The sequence below is a fragment of the Chloroflexota bacterium genome, assembly GCA_016875535.1.
Lineage (GTDB): Bacteria > Chloroflexota > Dehalococcoidia > SHYB01 > SHYB01 > VGPF01.
This window is the reverse complement of record VGPF01000003.1, coordinates 53,229-68,065: the sequence shown is the minus strand read 5'-3', so window position 1 is coordinate 68,065 and position 14,837 is coordinate 53,229. Positions and strand designations below refer to the sequence as shown.

The window sequence follows — 14,837 nt, the reverse complement described above, 5'->3', positions numbered from 1 at the left end:
GAAGGGCCTCCTACGGCCCGATGGTGAAGACGTGCAGGTTCTGTTTGAAGTCGCTCACATAGATTCGGGAGCCGTCAATGAACGGCGTGGCCAGAACGGAAGCGCCTGCAGTCTCCGTTTTGCGCAAGGTGCCGGACTTCAGCTCCAGTGCGCTGAGCTTGCCCCCTCGGTCCGCCACATAGAGGCGCTCCCCCGCGATGAGGGTGTCCGCGCGCACCGGCCCGTCAACATCGGCCTGCCACCTCTCCGCGCCGGTCTCCGCGTCCAGGGCGTAGACGATGCCTCCCAAGCTCCCAAAGTAGACCACGCCGTCCTTGAGCATCGCATCGTTCCAGACCCACCCTTCGGTGGTGATCTGCCATTTCTCTTGTCCCGTCGCCAGGTCAAAGGCGTAGAAGCGGCGGTCGAAGGCCCCGAAGTAGACCACCCCGGCGGCGATCAGCGGCTTCGAAGCGATGGCGCCTGACACCTTGATTTTGGACTTCAGCGAGCCTGACTTCGGGTCAATGGCGTAGAGGTGCTTATCCATCGCCGCCACGTAGATGACCCCATCAACAACCGTGGGCGTCGCCCAGATGCGGCGCTCGGTCTCGAAGGGGCTCCACAGAGCCTCGCCCTTCTCCAGGTCCACGGCGTAAACGAAGCCGCGCTCGTTGTCGTCGTCGGCGAAGTAGACCACGCCGTCAACGACGACGGGGTCGCTGAAGATGCGTCCCTTCGTCGGGAAGACCCACTTCAGTTCGCCTGTCGTCTTGTCCAGCGCGTGGAGGTCGCCGTTTCCCCGGCCCGTCCGTGAGGCATTCTGGCCAAGGGCGCCGACGAGCAGGGTGTTGCCCGCGATGACCGGCGTGCTGTAGACCGCGCCGATCGTCTCATCTTCGTCCGCCGGGTAGCGCCAGAGGGCGGGAAGCTTCTTATCGTTGAGCTTGTACGGCCGCCCGATGCCGACGTCCGTGGTCTTGATCGCCAGAACCTTGCCCTGCCGCGAACCGATGTAGATGATCGAGTTCTCAGCCGTCGGCCCGGACCAGCCCTGCTCAGGAATGATTGCGGCGGCTCCTGTGCAGGATGAGACAAGCAGTGCGGTCATAACACCCAAAAGGGCGATGATCGCCGCGCGGACAGGGGTACGTCTCAAGACAGGCGTGTGCATCATAGTGTGCGGTTGCAGCGGCTTCACGCGTCAGGGCACCGGGTCAAAGCCGCGCCCGCCGAAGGGGTTGCACCGGGCGAGCCGCTCGACCGTGAGCCGGACGCCTTTGAAAAAGCCGTGCTTGTGGAACGCCTCCTCGGCGTAATGTGAGCAGGTGGGCTGATAGCGGCACGAGGTGAACACGAAGGGCGAAAGAGCGACCCGATAGAACTTGATGCCCAGTATCGCCGCTGACTTCATCGTTTATCCCTGTATCGGCTTGCCGCCGTGTCGGGCGGTCAGCCGTCCTCTATGCAAAAGGTCCTTCACTGAGCGCGTCATCTCTTCGAACGTGGCCTCGGCGGCCTTCGGCTTCGCGATGAGCACCAGGTCCCAGCCTTGGGAGAGCGCCTCTTTCCGCACGATCTCTTTCAACCGGCGCTTGGTGCGGTTCCTCACCACCGCCTTGCCGACTTTTTTGCTTACAAGGAACCCGTAACGGTTCCGTTCAAGGCCGTTCGTCATCGCTTGGAGCGAGAGCAAGCCGTTCGTCCACCAGCGGCCCTTCTGCCGGACCGCATCGAACTCCGATTGCTGTCTCAGGCGCGCCTGTTTGTCCATTCCATTGGGCTCACGCCCCGGAGACCATGCGCCGCCTGATGATAGCTAGACGGTCAGCTTGGACCGCCCCTTCAGGCGGCGGCGATGGAGGACGTTCCGTCCGGTCTTCGAACGCATGCGGGCGCGAAAGCCGTGCACGCGTCTTCGCTGCTTCACTTTTGGGTTCCAGGTGCCTTTGGTCATGGGGTGCCTCTCAAACCTGTCCATTATAGGGTTCATGCGAAAGGAGTGTCAACGCCAGAGGTGGACCTGAGAAATCTCCAGGCGGGCTGTTTACCTGAGCGGTGGGGCAGAACGGCTTTAGGCCTGCGCGGAAGACTGTGGGCGCTTTCGATTCGCTAGCCGCGTCTGGGCGGGGTGGACCACAACCGCCAGCATCGCTAGCGGATTGCAAGCGGCGGGCTTGTGCCACCGGCGGTTCACTCCGCGCACCGCGAGTGCTAGAATGGCCCCACTGCGGGCCTGACGCCAGCGCATCACGAGGAGCCGGCCGGCCGATGGGCGCTCCCTTTACACATCTCCACCTCCACACGGAGTACAGCCTGCTTGACGGGCTGTGCCGTATTGATCACCTGGTCGCCCGCGCCAAAGAGCTCGGCATGGACACCATGGGCGTCACGGATCACGGCGCCCTCTATTCCGCCATCGAGTTCTATAACGCCTGCAAATCGGAGAACATCAAGCCCGTCATCGGCGTGGAAGCCTACATGGCGCCGGGGAGCCGCCACAGCAAGGCCGGCGGCGATAAGCAGCCCTACCACATCACGCTCTTAGCCAGGGACAACACCGGCTATAGCAACCTCATCAAGCTCATCACTAAGGCCAACCTTGAAGGCTTCTATTACAAGCCCCGCATAGACCACGAGCTTCTTCAGGAGCATGGGCAGGGCATCATCGCCTTCTCCGGCTGCCTCAACGGCGAGATTCCCCGCCTCATCCAGCAGGGCCGCAACCAGGATGCCCGCGCCGCCGCCAAGTGGCACCGCGAAGTCCTCAGCGGCTTCTACCTCGAGATCCAGAAGCGCGATGGCCTCCCTGAGCTAAGCGTCGTCAATGAACAGCTCCTTTCCATGAGCCGCGAGCTCGACTTGCCCCTGGTGGCCACCAACGACGTCCACTACGTCCACCAGCACGACCATACGACCCACGATATCCTCCTCTGCATCGGCACCAACAGCACCGTGGACCAGAGGGACCGCATGCGGATGGACGATCCCACCTATTACCTCCGCAGCACGGAGGAGATGGAGCGCCTCTTCGCCGATCTGCCCCAGGCCGTCCAGTCCACGCGCGCCATCGCCGACCAGTGCAATATCAATATTGACTTCAAGAAATCGCACCTGCCCAAGTTCCCGGTTCCCGATGGCGGCTCCGCCGATGACTACCTCACCAAGCTCTGCTGGGAGGGCCTCCGCAGGCGCTACGGCGAGCCCACCGACGAGCAGCGCGCCCGGCTGGACTATGAGCTGGACGTCATCAAAAAGACGCGCTTCTCCGATTACTTCCTCGTCGTCTGGGACATCAGCCGCTTCGTGCGCGAGCAGAATATTTTCATGGGCGTCCGCGGCAGCGCGGCCTCCAGCCTCGTCCTCTACTGCCTCTACGTCACCAACGCCGACCCCCTGAAGTACCGCCTCGTCTTCGAGCGCTTCCTCAACATCGAGCGCAAGGAGATGCCCGATATTGACATGGACTTCCAGGATGACCGCCGGGACGAGGTCATTGACTACGTCCTCAAGCGCTATGGCGATGCGCGCGTCGCCCAGATCATCACCTTCGGCACCCTGGGCGCGAAGCAGGCACTCCGCGATACCGGCCGCGCCCTCGGCATGACCTATGCCGATGTGGACCGCGTCACGCGCCTGATCCCCACGGGCTATCGCAAGGAGGAGCGCGGCGGTATCAAGGCCTGGACCATCGAAGATGCCAAAGGCCTCATCCCCGAGTTCAAGCAGGTCTACGAAGCCGACGCGACGATCAAGAAGCTCGTGGATGCAGGCCAGAGCTTGGAAGGCGTCGCCCGCAACGCCGGCACCCATGCCGCGGGCGTCGTCATCTCGGACGAACCCCTCATCAACATCGTGCCCCTCCAGCGCGGCATCAAGGGCGCCGAGACCGGCGTCAACCTCACGCAATTCTCCATGGGGGACATCGCCAAGCTCGGCCTCCTCAAGATGGACTTCCTGGGCCTCATCAACCTTACCATCTTGCAGAAGACCTGCGCCACCATCAGCAGGCAGACCGGCAAGCCCTTGGACCTGCTGCAAATCCCCCTCGATGATAAGAAGACCTTCAGCCTCCTCTCCTCAGGCGAGACGACGGGCATCTTCCAGCTGGAAAGCACCGGCATGCGCCGCTACATTAAAGAGCTGCGCCCCTCCACCCTCGGCGACCTCTCCGCCATGATCGCCCTCTATCGCCCGGGGCCGCTGGAGCAGATCCCGGCCTTCATAGACTCCAAGCACGGCCGCCGCGAGGTCAGCTATCCCCATCCCGCGCTCAAGGAGATCCTGGACGAGACCTACGGCATCATCGTCTATCAAGATCAAGTGCTCATGGTCCTGCGACACTTCGCCGGGTACAGCATGGGCAAGGCCGATATCGTCCGCAAGGCCATGGGCAAGAAGATCGCTGCGCTCATGCAGGAGCAGAAGAGCGACTTCGTGAAGGGCGCGATGACCCAGGGACACACAGCCCAGATGGCGGAGACCGTCTGGAACCTCATCGAGCCCTTCGCCGGGTACGCCTTCAACAAGGCCCACAGCATCAGCTACGCCCTCATCGCCTACTGGACTGCCTACTTCAAGGCCAACTACCCCTTGGAATCCATGACGGCCCTCCTCAGCTGCTTCCAGGGCGCCACAGACAAAGTTGCCACCACCATCACCGAGTGCCGCCGCTTGGGCATCCCGGTGCTGACCCCGGACGTCAACGCCGGCAGCGCCGGCTTCACGATAGATGAAAGCTCCGGCAAGCCCGGTATCCGCTTCGGCCTGGCCGCCATCAAGAACGTCGGCGAAGCCGCCGTCCTGCCCATCATCGAAGAGCGGGAGCGCGGCGGCCCCTATAAGAATGTAGAGGACTTCGCCAGGCGCGCCCCGCTCAAGAGCCTCAACAAGCGCGCGCTGGAGAGCCTTATTATGGTCGGCGCGCTGGATGGCTTTGGTAGCCGCGAAGGTCTCCTTGCCAGCGCAGACCGCATCCTCTCCCTCGCCCAGCAGGAAGCGCGGCGCAAGGAGAGCGGCCAGTCCACCATGTTCGATCTCTTCGGCGCCTCCGTCCCTGTGCCCGTCCCGGAGATCGCCGTCCCCGGCCAGGGGAGCGAGGTGCCTCAGCAGACGCGCCTCCAGTGGCAGAAGGAGCTGCTGGGCGTCTACCTAGACGACCACCCCCTTACAAAGGCCGTGGCCCTACTGGGCCCGGAAATCACGCCCTGCGGCAACATCACTATTGACTTGGAGAACAAGGCCGTCACCATCGCGGGCCAGGTCTCCGCCGTGCGCATCCTGCAGACCAAGCGCGATGCCCGCAGCTTCGCCGTCGCCACGCTGGAAGACGACCTGAACGGCAAGGTGGAAGTCACAGTCTGGCCCGGCACCTATGAGAAGACAGCCCATCTCTGGCGCGACGACATGATGCTGGTGGTGAAGGGCAAGGTCCGCTCCCGCAACGACCGCATCTCCGTCGCCTGCGATAGCGCCGAGCCCCTCGATGCCGTCATCGGCGGCCGCGATGCGGGAGCACAGGTCGTCCTTGATGAGCCGCCCGTCGCCGCAGTGGATGCCGATCCCGTTGCCGCCGTCGAAAAGATCGTCGAGCCGCCGCCACCGCCCAAGGCCGCCGCTCTCAACGGCAACGGCCACATGAACGGCAACGGCGCCCACAAGAAACCCGCCGCAAAGCCTGCGCCCAGGGCCATGACCATCGTCCTCCAGGAGACGGATGATTCCCAGGCGGACATCAATCTCTTCCGGGAGATTCTCGGCATCGTCCGCTCCAAGAGCGGCCCGGACTCCGTCTATTTCACCATCAAGTCCTTCGATGGCGAAAAGACGCTCACCTTTGAAGACCTCAAGACCTCTTGCGAGACGGAAGTGCTCAACAAGATCGCGGCATTGGTCGGCTCGGAAGCCATTCAGATAGCCTAGAAAGCGGTGGAGCGATGAAGACGGGCGGCCTGGTGAAGCCTGCGGCGACGGGCAACGTTGAGTGGAGCGCGACGGTTCTTCCCCTGCGGCGCTATCGAGACATCCCGGCCTTCCTGGCTTTCAGCACGCGCGTGGCCAAGCAGGTGAAACGGACAGACGGCGCGGTCCGCTACGCCCTTAACACAGACATGCGGCGCAAGAAGTTCTGGACCGTCTCCGCCTGGCGCGACCGCGCCGCCATGCGCGCCTTCGTCCAGGCCGAGCCGCACCTCACCGCCACCAAGCGCTTCGCCCAGTGGGCCGGCGAAGGCGCGGCCTTCGTCGAATGGACCGCGCCCGATGGCAAGGTGGACTGGAAGGACGTCTTGAAGCGTCTGAAAACGCCGACCTTCCGCTACCAGAAGCGATAGGCATGCCGAGCGATTGGGTTCGGGTAGTCACTGCGCCCAACGCCATCATCGCGGAAAGCTGGGTGGAGTTGCTCATTGCCAACGGCATCGCCGCCGCCGCGCCCGAGGCCAAGATGCCCTACTTCCTCGCCCAGTCCGTCCTCCCCGTGCGCGTCCTGGTGCGCCAAGACCAGTTGGAAGAAGCGAAGAAGCTACTGGAAGAGCTTGTTGGAGAGATCGCCGACTAGGAGCGAACTACCGCCGCCCCTTCCATCTCCAGCATCCGCTGCTTCATCTCCAGCCCGCCCCCGAATCCCACGAGCCTGCCGTCGCTCCCCACCACCCGGTGGCACGGCACGATGATGCAGACCGGGTTCGCCGCCATCGTCGCCCCCACTGCCCGCGCCGCCAGGGGCCGCCCCACCTTCGAAGCTACCTGGCGGTAGCTCATCACTTTGCCCCGCGGGATGCCGCGTACCGCCTTCATCACGCGGCGGCGGAAGGGCGTCGCCTTCGAATCATCCAGCGCAACATCGCTGAAGTCCACGGCCTCGCCCGCGAAGTAGCGCGTCAGCCGCGAGAGCAGCTCGGCGAAGGGCTTGTGATCCAGCACAGCGTAGCCGTTGAGCGCATCTGCCACTTCCGCCAGGGCCTCCTGCTCCCGTTCGCACGGCAGCGTCAGCCGCACGAGCTCCCTATCGGAGGCCACAAGGGCGATGTAGCCCCAAGGCGTCTTTTCCGTGGCGTAACAGAGTTGCGGTTCCATCTTTCGGCCCTCCTGCTCAGTCCGTCAATCCTAGTCCTTCCTTGGAAGGTAAGGGAAGGGGCGGTTGGCAGAAGGCCCGGGCCGCGCCTAGGAGCGGACCTTATCGCGAGGACGCGCGCCTGGCACCGGCACCTGGTCCAACACGGCGGCGACGATCGTGCGCCCCGTTACATCCTTCATGCGGGAGGCGGGGTTCACCAGCAGGCGGTGTGAAAGCACCGGCTCCGCCAGCGCCTTCACATCGTCCGGCGTCACGTAGTCGCGGTCCTGTAAAAGGGCGCGCGCCTGGGCGGCGTGGAAGAGATACAGCGAGCCGCGCGGCGATGCGCCCAGATAGATCGCCTCGTGTCGCCGCGTCGCCTCTGCGATCGAGACGATATAGCTCTTGATGAGCGTATCCACATAGACATCGCGGACGGCGTTCTGGATCGAGATGACCTCGTCGGCGGAGGCCACGGGCGTCAGCGAGTCCACAGGGTGGCTCTTCTGCTGCATGTCCAGTATCTGCACCTCGGCGGCGGCCGTGGGATAGCCCATGGAGATGCGCAGGAAGAAGCGGTCCAGCTGGGCCTCCGGAAGCGGGAATGTCCCTTCGTACTCGATGGGGTTCTGCGTCGCAAGCACGATAAAGGGCTGCGGCATCGGGTGCGGCACGCCGTCCACCGTCACCTGCTGCTCCTCCATCACTTCCAGGAGCGCCGATTGCGTCTTCGGCGTGGCGCGGTTGATCTCATCAGCCAGCACCACCTGCGCCAGGATCGGGCCGGGGCGGTACTCAAAGTCCCCAGATTTCTGGTTAAAGATGGAGACGCCCGTGATATCCGTCGGCAGCATGTCCGGCGTGAACTGGATGCGCTTGAAACTGCAGCTGATGGAGCGCGCCAGGCTCTTCGCCATCGTCGTCTTGCCCACACCGGGCACATCTTCGATGAGGGCGTGGCCGCGGCAGATGAGGGCGATAAGGGCGAGCTCGACTTCCGGGCGTTTGCCGATGATGACCTTTTCGACGTTCCCGATCACCTTTTCGGCTATAGCCTTAGCGTTGGTCAAAGCACCCTCCACCCATGGATTGGCCGCTCGGCGTCGGGCCATTGTAGCAGACGATGGCTACCGCCCGATGGATTCGTCCACCCCAGAGGCATGGGTCTCCCCGGCCCGCCGATTGACACCCCCGTTGCGCTTTGCTACCCTCGATCAAACCCAAAGCCACAGGAGGGGATGATGTCGAAAAACGGCGGCATGGCTAACGGCAAGATGACCAAGAACTTCCCGGTCTTCGATTGCGACGCCCACATCAATGATCCGCTCAAGATTTGGGAGTACGTAGAGCCGAAATACAAGGATCTGGTCCAGCAATCCTACTGGCGCAACGAGAAGCAGGCCATCCTCAACGGCAAAAAGAAGGTCATCGGCGGCGCGCGCTACGAGTTTTCCCCCGGCTTCAACCCCATCTGCATCTCCGGCCCGGGGATGACCAAGCCCATCAAGCGCAAGCTCATCTATAGCCAGCTCAACGAGGACCAGAAAGATTACCTCGAGCACCAGGGCGCCTACGAGCCCCATGCCCGCATCAAGGACCTAGACTTGATGGGCATAGACGCCGTCATGATCATCCCCACCCTCCTCGTCGGCCACTTCCCCTTCATTGAAAACGCCGATGGCGCAGCCGCCCTGGCCCGCGCCTACAACAACTGGGCCGACGACTTCTGCAGCGCCAACCGCGAGCGCCTCCACGCCGCAGGCTGGCTCCCCGTGCAGAACGCCGAGTACGCCGCCGATGAGCTGCGCCGCATCGCCAAGATGGGCGTCCGCGTTGCCCTCGTGCGCCCCATTGACGCCCAGGGCAACTACCCGAACAAGATCTACCCCAGCTGGGGCGGCATCAACTGGGACAAGGTCTTCCGCGCCTTCGAGGAGACGAATACCGTCGTCGGCATGCACACCTTCCCCACCACCGGCGTGGGCCCCACGGACAAGCCCATGTTCACCCCCGGTGAGCTCATAGACCTCACGGCCCACGGCAACGGCATGGCCCAGGGTATCAACTCCCAGACCCTCAGCTTCATCTATGAAGCCACAACCTGGCTCGCCCAGGTCCTCCTCTCCGGCTTCCTGGAGCGCTACCCCAAGCTCAAGATGTCCATCTTGGAGTCCAATTCCACCTGGCTCCCCGGCATCCTGGAGCGCCTGGACCGCTACTTCCACCTTTATGCCAGCCAGCGCACCGCGCCCGTGAAGCGCCTGCCCAGCGAGGCCTTCTACGACCAGATGTTCATCTCCTTCGAATCGGATGAGACGCCAATGTTCCGCCAGTGGGACAAGTTTGAAAACGTCGCCGTCTGGGCCTCGGACGCCTACCACCATGACGCCTCCGACTCCTGGAGCGCCATCCGCGAGATGAGCGAAGTGGAAGTGCCGGAGGCCGTTCAGGCCAAGATGCTCGGCGGCAACGCCTACCGCATGTACCGCATCGAGCCTAAGATGTTCGTCCATGAGCAGAAACCCATCGAGCGCCCGGCCTGGTTCCCCAAGCCTGCGGAGCTCGAAGAGTTCGCCCGCGTCCAGAAGGACCCCAAGCTGGCCCGCGAGTGGCAGGCCAAGATGATGGCGGGCCGCGCCGGCCATTAACGGCGGCCGCCTGAGACCTTCGCAAGCGTCGTCCCGCATGTGGAAGGGACGAACGCACCAAGGAGCACGCGATGAAGAAGCACAACTATACTGTCATTGACGCCGATAGCCATGTCTATGAGCCCGCGGAGATCTGGACCAAATACCTGGAGCCGGAATACCGCACGCTGGCCCGATCCTCCTTCTGGCATGAAGTCAGCACGGATAGCACGCCCGTCGTCATCCTCAACGGCTCCCCGGCACCCGCCTTCGCCGATGGCAAGCTCAACCGCCACACCATCTACCGGCCCGGCATGACCGTCAAGGAGATCGGCGCCCTGGACCCCAAGAAGTCCCATCCGGCCAACCCCGGCGCCTGGGACGGCAAGATGCGGCTGAAAGACATGGACGCCATGGATATAGACCAGGCCATCGTCTTCCCCACGCTCTTCGCCGAATATCTCCCCGTGGTGGAGAACCCGGATGTGGCCTACGCACTGGCCCGCGCTTACAACAACTGGGCGCTGGACCTGGCCAAGGCCGATCCCAAGCGCCTCTTCCCCATGGCCATCCTGCCCATGCAATCGCCCGCCTTCGCCATGAAGGAGCTTCAGCGGACCGCCAAGGCCGGCTTCAAGGGCGTCTCCATCCGGCCCTCCTTCTACCACAGCCGCTATCCCAACGCCCCGGAGTACAACGCCCTCTGGGCGGAGATCGAGCGCCTCGGCATCGCCGCCTGCATCACCCCCTCCTCCGGCGTCACCAACCCGGAATGGACCTCGGAAGGCCCCTTCATCGAGCGCGTTGCCTCCGTCCTCCGCATCGGCCAGCCCGTTGCTGAGGTCATCGCCCCCGGCATGGATGGCGGCCTCTTCCTGAGCGCCATCTGCTTCTTCGGGCATATGGAGGACTACCCTCGCCTCAAGCTCGGTTACTTTCATTCCGGGGGCTATTGGGTCCCCCTCGCCCTGGAGAAGTCGGAGACCTACCTCTGGCTCTTTCCCCAGGCCAAGCCCGTCAGCCTTGAGCCCCAAGAGGTCTTCCATAACCGGCCCTCTCTCGTCAACTTCGATACCTGGGAGTCCTGCGTCTCCCGCTTGCCCGATCTCTATGAAGACGTCGGCGCATGGGGCTCCCGGTATCCCGGCCATGACGCCTCGGACGCCGTGGAGGCCATCGCCAACCTGGAGCGCGGCGGCCTCTCCGGCGATATCATCCGCAAGCTCATGGGAGAGAACGCGGCCAAGTTCTTCGGCCTCAAGACCAAGGTCCCGGTCTAAACAGCTCGCCTTCCCTGGGGGCTGCCGGGGCTGGCCCAGCCAGGCTCTAATCCTGCCCCCACTTCGTAAGGAGCCCTCATGCCCCTCAGCAAGCGCGTCCCCACGGAGAAAGACCTCCGCTCCTGGCTCTATGAAAAGAACAACTGGGGACGCTGGGGCAAGGACGATCAGAAGGGCGCGATCAATCTCATCACGGCCAAGAAGCGCGCCGCCGCCGCCAAGCTCGTGAAGACCGGCCGCATCGTCTCCCTCACGCGCGATCTGGCGACCATGTCGGCGCCCAACAATGCCCGGCCCGTCCAGCACTACATGAAGGCCCACCAGGCGGAGGGCTATGGCTCTTCCGGCGATTTCATCGGCATCTACTTCCACGGCTATGCCAACACCCATATAGACGCCCTCTCCCACTTCTGGGGCAGGGACGGCATCTACAACGGCGGCGACCCCAAGAAGCACATCACCTTCAACGGCGTCACCTGGGGCGGCATTGATGCCTGGGCCGAAGGCATCGTCACCCGGGGCGTGTTGATAGACATCCCCAAGTTCCGCAAAAAGTTCTTCGTCACACTGGATGCGCCCGTCCACGGCTGGGAGCTTGAGGCCGCCGCCAAGGCCCAGGGCCTGAAGCTTGAGCCTGGGGACGCTCTCTGCGTCTATAGCGGCCGCGAAGAATGGCAGCGCGCCAACCCCGGCAAAGGCTACGCCCAGGGCGGCCCCGCAGGCCAGACGCCGGGCCTCCACGCCTCATGCCTGGAGTTCTTCAAGGCTTATGACTCCGCCGTTCTCATCTGGGACATGATGGACGCCACGCCCAGCGGCTATAGCCTCGGCGTCCCGGTCCACGGCGCCATCTTCGCCTACGGCATGGCCTTTGTGGACAACGCCCTCCTGGAGCCGCTGGCCCAGGTCTGCGCGCAAGAGAAGCGCTACGACTTCATGGTCTCCCTCGCGCCGCTCCGGCTCATGGGCGGCACCGGCGGCCCCATCAACCCCATCGCCCTATTTTGACGTTCCAGCCCGTAGGGGCGAGCCGCGCAGACTTGTCTCGCCCTCACTTGCGTCCATCAGAGCATCTGCCGATCGGGCAACTCCATGCCTAAACCTCTCTCTGAAAGTAGGTCACAATGAAATCCCGCCGCATTCCCACCCAGCAAGAAGTGAACCAGATGCTCAAGAAGGGCAGCAACTGGGGACGCTGGGGCAAGGACGATCAGAAAGGTGCACTGAACCTCATCACGCCGCAGAAGCGCATAGAAGCCGCGAAGCTCGTGAAGTCCGGCCGCCTCGTCTCACTCAGCCGCGATTTCCCCACCAAGCCGCGCCCCGGCAACCACTATCCCGCCGACCACTGGATGCGCAAATCGTCCCTCCCGGGACGCTTCGGCTCGGCGGTGGACTATATCGGCATCTTCTACCACGGCGGCGGCGCCACCCACATAGACGCCCTCTGCCACGTCTGGGACAACGGCGTTATGTGGAACGGCCGCGACCCGAATAAGGAGATCACCTACAACGGCGCCACCTGGGGCTCCATCGAAGCCTGGGCCGATGGCATCGCCACCCGAGGCGTCCTGCTGGACATCCCCAAACTGCGCGGCACGTTCGTGGAGATCGGCGAGCCCGTCCACGGCTGGGACCTGGAGGCCGCCGTCAAGGCCCAAGGCGTCAAGATTACCCCGGGCGATGCCCTCGTCATTCACTGCGGCCGCGAGGCCTGGCAGCGCGCCCACGCGGAGACGCCTTGGGGCTGTCACGAGCTCCAGGGACAGCAGCCCGGCCTCCACGCCTCCTGCCTCGAGTTCATCCGGGAGTGCGACGCCTCGATGCTCGTCTGGGACATGATTGACGCGCGCCCCAGCGGCTACGACCTCCTCATCCCCGTCCACGGCGTCCTCTTCAGCTACGGCATGGCCCTTGTGGACAACGCCCTCCTGGAGCCGCTGGCCCAGGCCTGCGCGGAGGAGAAGCGCTACGACTTCATGCTCGCCATGTCGCCGCTGAAAGTCGTCGGCGCTACCGGCTCGCCCATCAACCCCATGGCGATTTTTTAGACAGCGGCGCCTGCCGCTACATGCCGGGGATCGGTAGGAACTCGTGCACCTCGATAGTATTCCCCGCCATCATCAGGTGTGGTTGATTCGCCAGTGCCTTCTTCAGGCCGTCCTGCGAAGCCGCCTGCAGGATGGAATATCCGCCGATGGCGCTCTTGATTGAGGAGCCCCCGCCGGACTTGAAGCTCTGCGGATTGCCTACGGGCGAACCCATATCCACGATGGCGGCTTTATTCTTTTCGCCCCACGTCATCCAGGCCGCCATCCCGGCCTTTGCCTGCTCCGGCGTCGCCTTTGCCATCTGCTCCATCGCGGAAACGGACGACTGATAGATAACCAGGTACTTCTTCATCGCTGCTCACCTCGGTCAATGATGTTTGCCTTCCCAACCAGCAAACGATAACCGAAGGCAGAGCGGATTTCTGCCATTGCCTATTACAGCATCCTTACAGTTTGAGAGATAGGACTACCTAGAGATCGTCGTCGCCCGCCTATCCCCGTGGCCTCGGCGTCGTCTTTTCTACATTATCTACACGGATGGTCGGCAGGCGGCGCGCCAGCCAATCCGGCGCCCACCAGTTCGCCTTGCCCATCAGCTCCATCGCCGCCAGCACCAGCACCAGGCGCACCAGGGTGGCGTCTATGAAGACGGCGGCCGCGAGGCCGAAGCCAAAGAGCTTCAGCGACCGGTCGTCGCCCAGCATGAAGCTGGCGAAGACGCAGACCATGATCGCCGCGGCCGCCGAGATCACCCGCCCCGTGGCCGCCATGCCGTCTGCAACGGCGCGCGCGTTATCGCCCGTCTTGTCATACTCCTCCCGCACCCGGGTCAGCAGAAAGACCTCGTAGTCCATCGAAAGGCCGAAGACGATGGCGAAGAGCATCATCGGCACCCAGGCGTCAACGGGACCCTCTTTCACGCCGATCAGTGATGCCCCGAACCCCCACTGGAAGACCGCCACCGTCGCGCCGAAGGCCGCGCCGATGGAGAGCATGTTCATGACCACGGCCTTCAGCGGCACCACGACGCTATGGAAGACGACGAGCAACAACAGGAACGAGAGGACCAGCACCGCGCCGATAAAATAGGGCAGCCGGCGCCCCATGTAGTCCGAAAAGTCAACGATGAAGGGCGGCCCGCCCGAGGCATAGATCTCCAGCTTGGTGCTCTGCTCCACCGGCGGCACCGTCTCCTTCCGCAGCCGGTGCACCAGGTCCGTCGTCTCCTTGGATTGGAAGGCCGTGGCGGGGAAAACGGTGATCAGCGCCACCTTCGCGTCCGGGATGATCTGTGGCTCCACCACGGAGGCCACGCCCTCCGTAGCCTTGATCGCCTTCGCCAGCTGCTGGACCTTCGGCGCGTCCGCTTGGCCTCCGGGCGTGTCCGCCACCATCAGGATCGGGCCGTTGAAGCCCGGCCCAAAGCCGTCCGCCAGAAGGTCGTACGCCCGGCGCGTTGTATCGCTCGTGAGGCGGTTGCCCGAATCGGGGAAGCCCAGCCGCATCGAAAAGACCGGCGCCGCGATAAGGATGAGAAGCCCCGCGCTCACGATCAGCGCAGGCCACGGGCGCGCCTGGATGACACGGCTCCACCGGTACCAGAAGGAGCCTGCCATCTCCCCCTCTTTCTTCCCGCCCAGGATGGGCACGCGCAGGCGGTCCACGTTGCGCCCCGCGAAGCCCAGCAGCGCCGGGAGCAGCGTCACCGCCGCGAGCATCGTCATCGCCACGGCGGAGACGCCCGCGATGGCGACGGCGCGCATGAAATCCAGATTCATGATGAAGATGCCGAGCAGCGAGATGACAACGGTGATGCCCGCGAAGACCACCGCTCGGCCCGAGG

At 63.8% G+C, this 14,837-nt stretch carries 15 protein-coding genes; 7 read left to right on the top strand and 8 right to left on the bottom strand.

What is annotated here, in order from left to right:
• Positions 1-10: 10 nt before the first annotated feature.
• From FJ039_01895 to FJ039_01880, 4 genes are read right to left on the bottom strand one after another with little or no spacing between them, the layout of a single operon-like run.
• Positions 11-1,180 (bottom strand): hypothetical protein, encoded by a 1,170-nt coding sequence (locus tag FJ039_01895; GenBank protein ID MBM4404923.1) that lies wholly within the window; start codon positions 1,178-1,180, stop codon positions 11-13.
• Positions 1,181-1,183: 3 nt separating this feature from the next.
• Entirely contained in the window at positions 1,184-1,393 is a 210-nt protein-coding gene (gene yidD, locus FJ039_01890) for a membrane protein insertion efficiency factor YidD (protein ID MBM4404922.1), read from the bottom strand.
• A 3-nt stretch (positions 1,394-1,396) separates the two neighbouring features.
• Entirely contained in the window at positions 1,397-1,753 is a 357-nt protein-coding gene (gene rnpA / locus FJ039_01885; protein ID MBM4404921.1) for a ribonuclease P protein component, read from the bottom strand.
• Between the two features lie 45 nt (positions 1,754-1,798).
• Positions 1,799-1,936, bottom strand: a complete 138-nt coding sequence (locus FJ039_01880; GenBank protein MBM4404920.1) for a 50S ribosomal protein L34 — start codon at positions 1,934-1,936, stop codon at positions 1,799-1,801.
• Between the two features lie 314 nt (positions 1,937-2,250).
• On the opposite strand from FJ039_01880, the gene FJ039_01875 reads away from it, so the two are divergent.
• Genes FJ039_01875 through FJ039_01865 form a run of 3 tightly spaced genes read left to right on the top strand, consistent with a single transcriptional unit; the run spans position 2,251 to position 6,538 of the window.
• Positions 2,251-5,901, top strand: a complete 3,651-nt coding sequence (locus tag FJ039_01875) for a DNA polymerase III subunit alpha (GenBank protein ID MBM4404919.1) — start codon at positions 2,251-2,253, stop codon at positions 5,899-5,901.
• A 14-nt stretch (positions 5,902-5,915) separates the two neighbouring features.
• Entirely contained in the window at positions 5,916-6,311 is a 396-nt protein-coding gene (locus tag FJ039_01870) for a DUF3291 domain-containing protein (GenBank protein MBM4404918.1), read from the top strand.
• Positions 6,227-6,538 carry a DUF2007 domain-containing protein gene (locus tag FJ039_01865; protein MBM4404917.1) on the top strand — a complete coding sequence of 104 codons (312 nt, stop codon included), beginning with the start codon at positions 6,227-6,229 and terminating at the stop codon, positions 6,536-6,538. Before FJ039_01870 ends, FJ039_01865 begins: the two co-directional genes overlap by 85 nt.
• On the opposite strand, the gene FJ039_01860 is transcribed toward FJ039_01865, so the two are convergent.
• On the bottom strand, positions 6,535-7,056 hold the full coding sequence (locus FJ039_01860; GenBank protein MBM4404916.1) for a methylated-DNA--[protein]-cysteine S-methyltransferase: 522 nt from the start codon (positions 7,054-7,056) through the stop codon (positions 6,535-6,537). The genes FJ039_01865 and FJ039_01860 overlap by 4 nt on opposite strands.
• A gap of 87 nt (positions 7,057-7,143) precedes the next feature.
• Positions 7,144-8,106 carry a MoxR family ATPase gene (locus FJ039_01855; protein ID MBM4404915.1) on the bottom strand — a complete coding sequence of 321 codons (963 nt, stop codon included), beginning with the start codon at positions 8,104-8,106 and terminating at the stop codon, positions 7,144-7,146.
• A gap of 90 nt (positions 8,107-8,196) precedes the next feature.
• Between FJ039_01855 and FJ039_01850 the strand changes: the two genes are divergently transcribed.
• The 4 genes from FJ039_01850 (at position 8,197) to FJ039_01835 (ending at position 12,994) form a co-directional block, all read left to right on the top strand.
• On the top strand, positions 8,197-9,684 hold the full coding sequence (locus FJ039_01850; protein ID MBM4404914.1) for a hypothetical protein: 1,488 nt from the start codon (positions 8,197-8,199) through the stop codon (positions 9,682-9,684).
• A gap of 71 nt (positions 9,685-9,755) precedes the next feature.
• Entirely contained in the window at positions 9,756-10,943 is a 1,188-nt protein-coding gene (locus tag FJ039_01845) for an amidohydrolase (GenBank protein MBM4404913.1), read from the top strand.
• A gap of 78 nt (positions 10,944-11,021) precedes the next feature.
• Complete coding sequence (locus FJ039_01840; protein ID MBM4404912.1) at positions 11,022-11,951, top strand: cyclase family protein; 930 nt, start codon at positions 11,022-11,024, stop codon at positions 11,949-11,951.
• Between the two features lie 116 nt (positions 11,952-12,067).
• Positions 12,068-12,994, top strand: a complete 927-nt coding sequence (locus FJ039_01835; GenBank protein ID MBM4404911.1) for a cyclase family protein — start codon at positions 12,068-12,070, stop codon at positions 12,992-12,994.
• Between the two features lie 16 nt (positions 12,995-13,010).
• On the opposite strand, the gene FJ039_01830 is transcribed toward FJ039_01835, so the two are convergent.
• Positions 13,011-13,346, bottom strand: coding sequence for a hypothetical protein (locus tag FJ039_01830; protein ID MBM4404910.1), 336 nt, complete (start codon positions 13,344-13,346; stop codon positions 13,011-13,013).
• A 139-nt stretch (positions 13,347-13,485) separates the two neighbouring features.
• Positions 13,486-14,823, bottom strand: coding sequence for an MMPL family transporter (locus tag FJ039_01825; GenBank protein MBM4404909.1), 1,338 nt, complete (start codon positions 14,821-14,823; stop codon positions 13,486-13,488).
• Positions 14,824-14,837: the final 14 nt, after the last annotated feature.

Excerpts from the sequence above, each read along its gene's own strand:
- yidD (MBM4404922.1), bottom strand. The coding sequence starts at position 1,393 with ATGAAGTCAGCGGCGATACTGGGCATCAAGTTCTATCGGGTCGCTCTT.
- rnpA (MBM4404921.1), bottom strand. The coding sequence starts at position 1,753 with ATGGACAAACAGGCGCGCCTGAGACAGCAATCGGAGTTCGATGCGGTC.
- FJ039_01880 (MBM4404920.1), bottom strand. The coding sequence starts at position 1,936 with ATGACCAAAGGCACCTGGAACCCAAAAGTGAAGCAGCGAAGACGCGTG.
- FJ039_01875 (MBM4404919.1), top strand. The coding sequence starts at position 2,251 with ATGGGCGCTCCCTTTACACATCTCCACCTCCACACGGAGTACAGCCTG.
- FJ039_01870 (MBM4404918.1), top strand. The coding sequence starts at position 5,916 with ATGAAGACGGGCGGCCTGGTGAAGCCTGCGGCGACGGGCAACGTTGAG.
- FJ039_01865 (MBM4404917.1), top strand. The coding sequence starts at position 6,227 with ATGGACCGCGCCCGATGGCAAGGTGGACTGGAAGGACGTCTTGAAGCG.
- FJ039_01860 (MBM4404916.1), bottom strand. The coding sequence starts at position 7,056 with ATGGAACCGCAACTCTGTTACGCCACGGAAAAGACGCCTTGGGGCTAC.
- FJ039_01850 (MBM4404914.1), top strand. The coding sequence starts at position 8,197 with ATGGGTCTCCCCGGCCCGCCGATTGACACCCCCGTTGCGCTTTGCTAC.
- FJ039_01845 (MBM4404913.1), top strand. The coding sequence starts at position 9,756 with ATGAAGAAGCACAACTATACTGTCATTGACGCCGATAGCCATGTCTAT.
- FJ039_01840 (MBM4404912.1), top strand. The coding sequence starts at position 11,022 with ATGCCCCTCAGCAAGCGCGTCCCCACGGAGAAAGACCTCCGCTCCTGG.
- FJ039_01835 (MBM4404911.1), top strand. The coding sequence starts at position 12,068 with ATGAAATCCCGCCGCATTCCCACCCAGCAAGAAGTGAACCAGATGCTC.
- FJ039_01830 (MBM4404910.1), bottom strand. The coding sequence starts at position 13,346 with ATGAAGAAGTACCTGGTTATCTATCAGTCGTCCGTTTCCGCGATGGAG.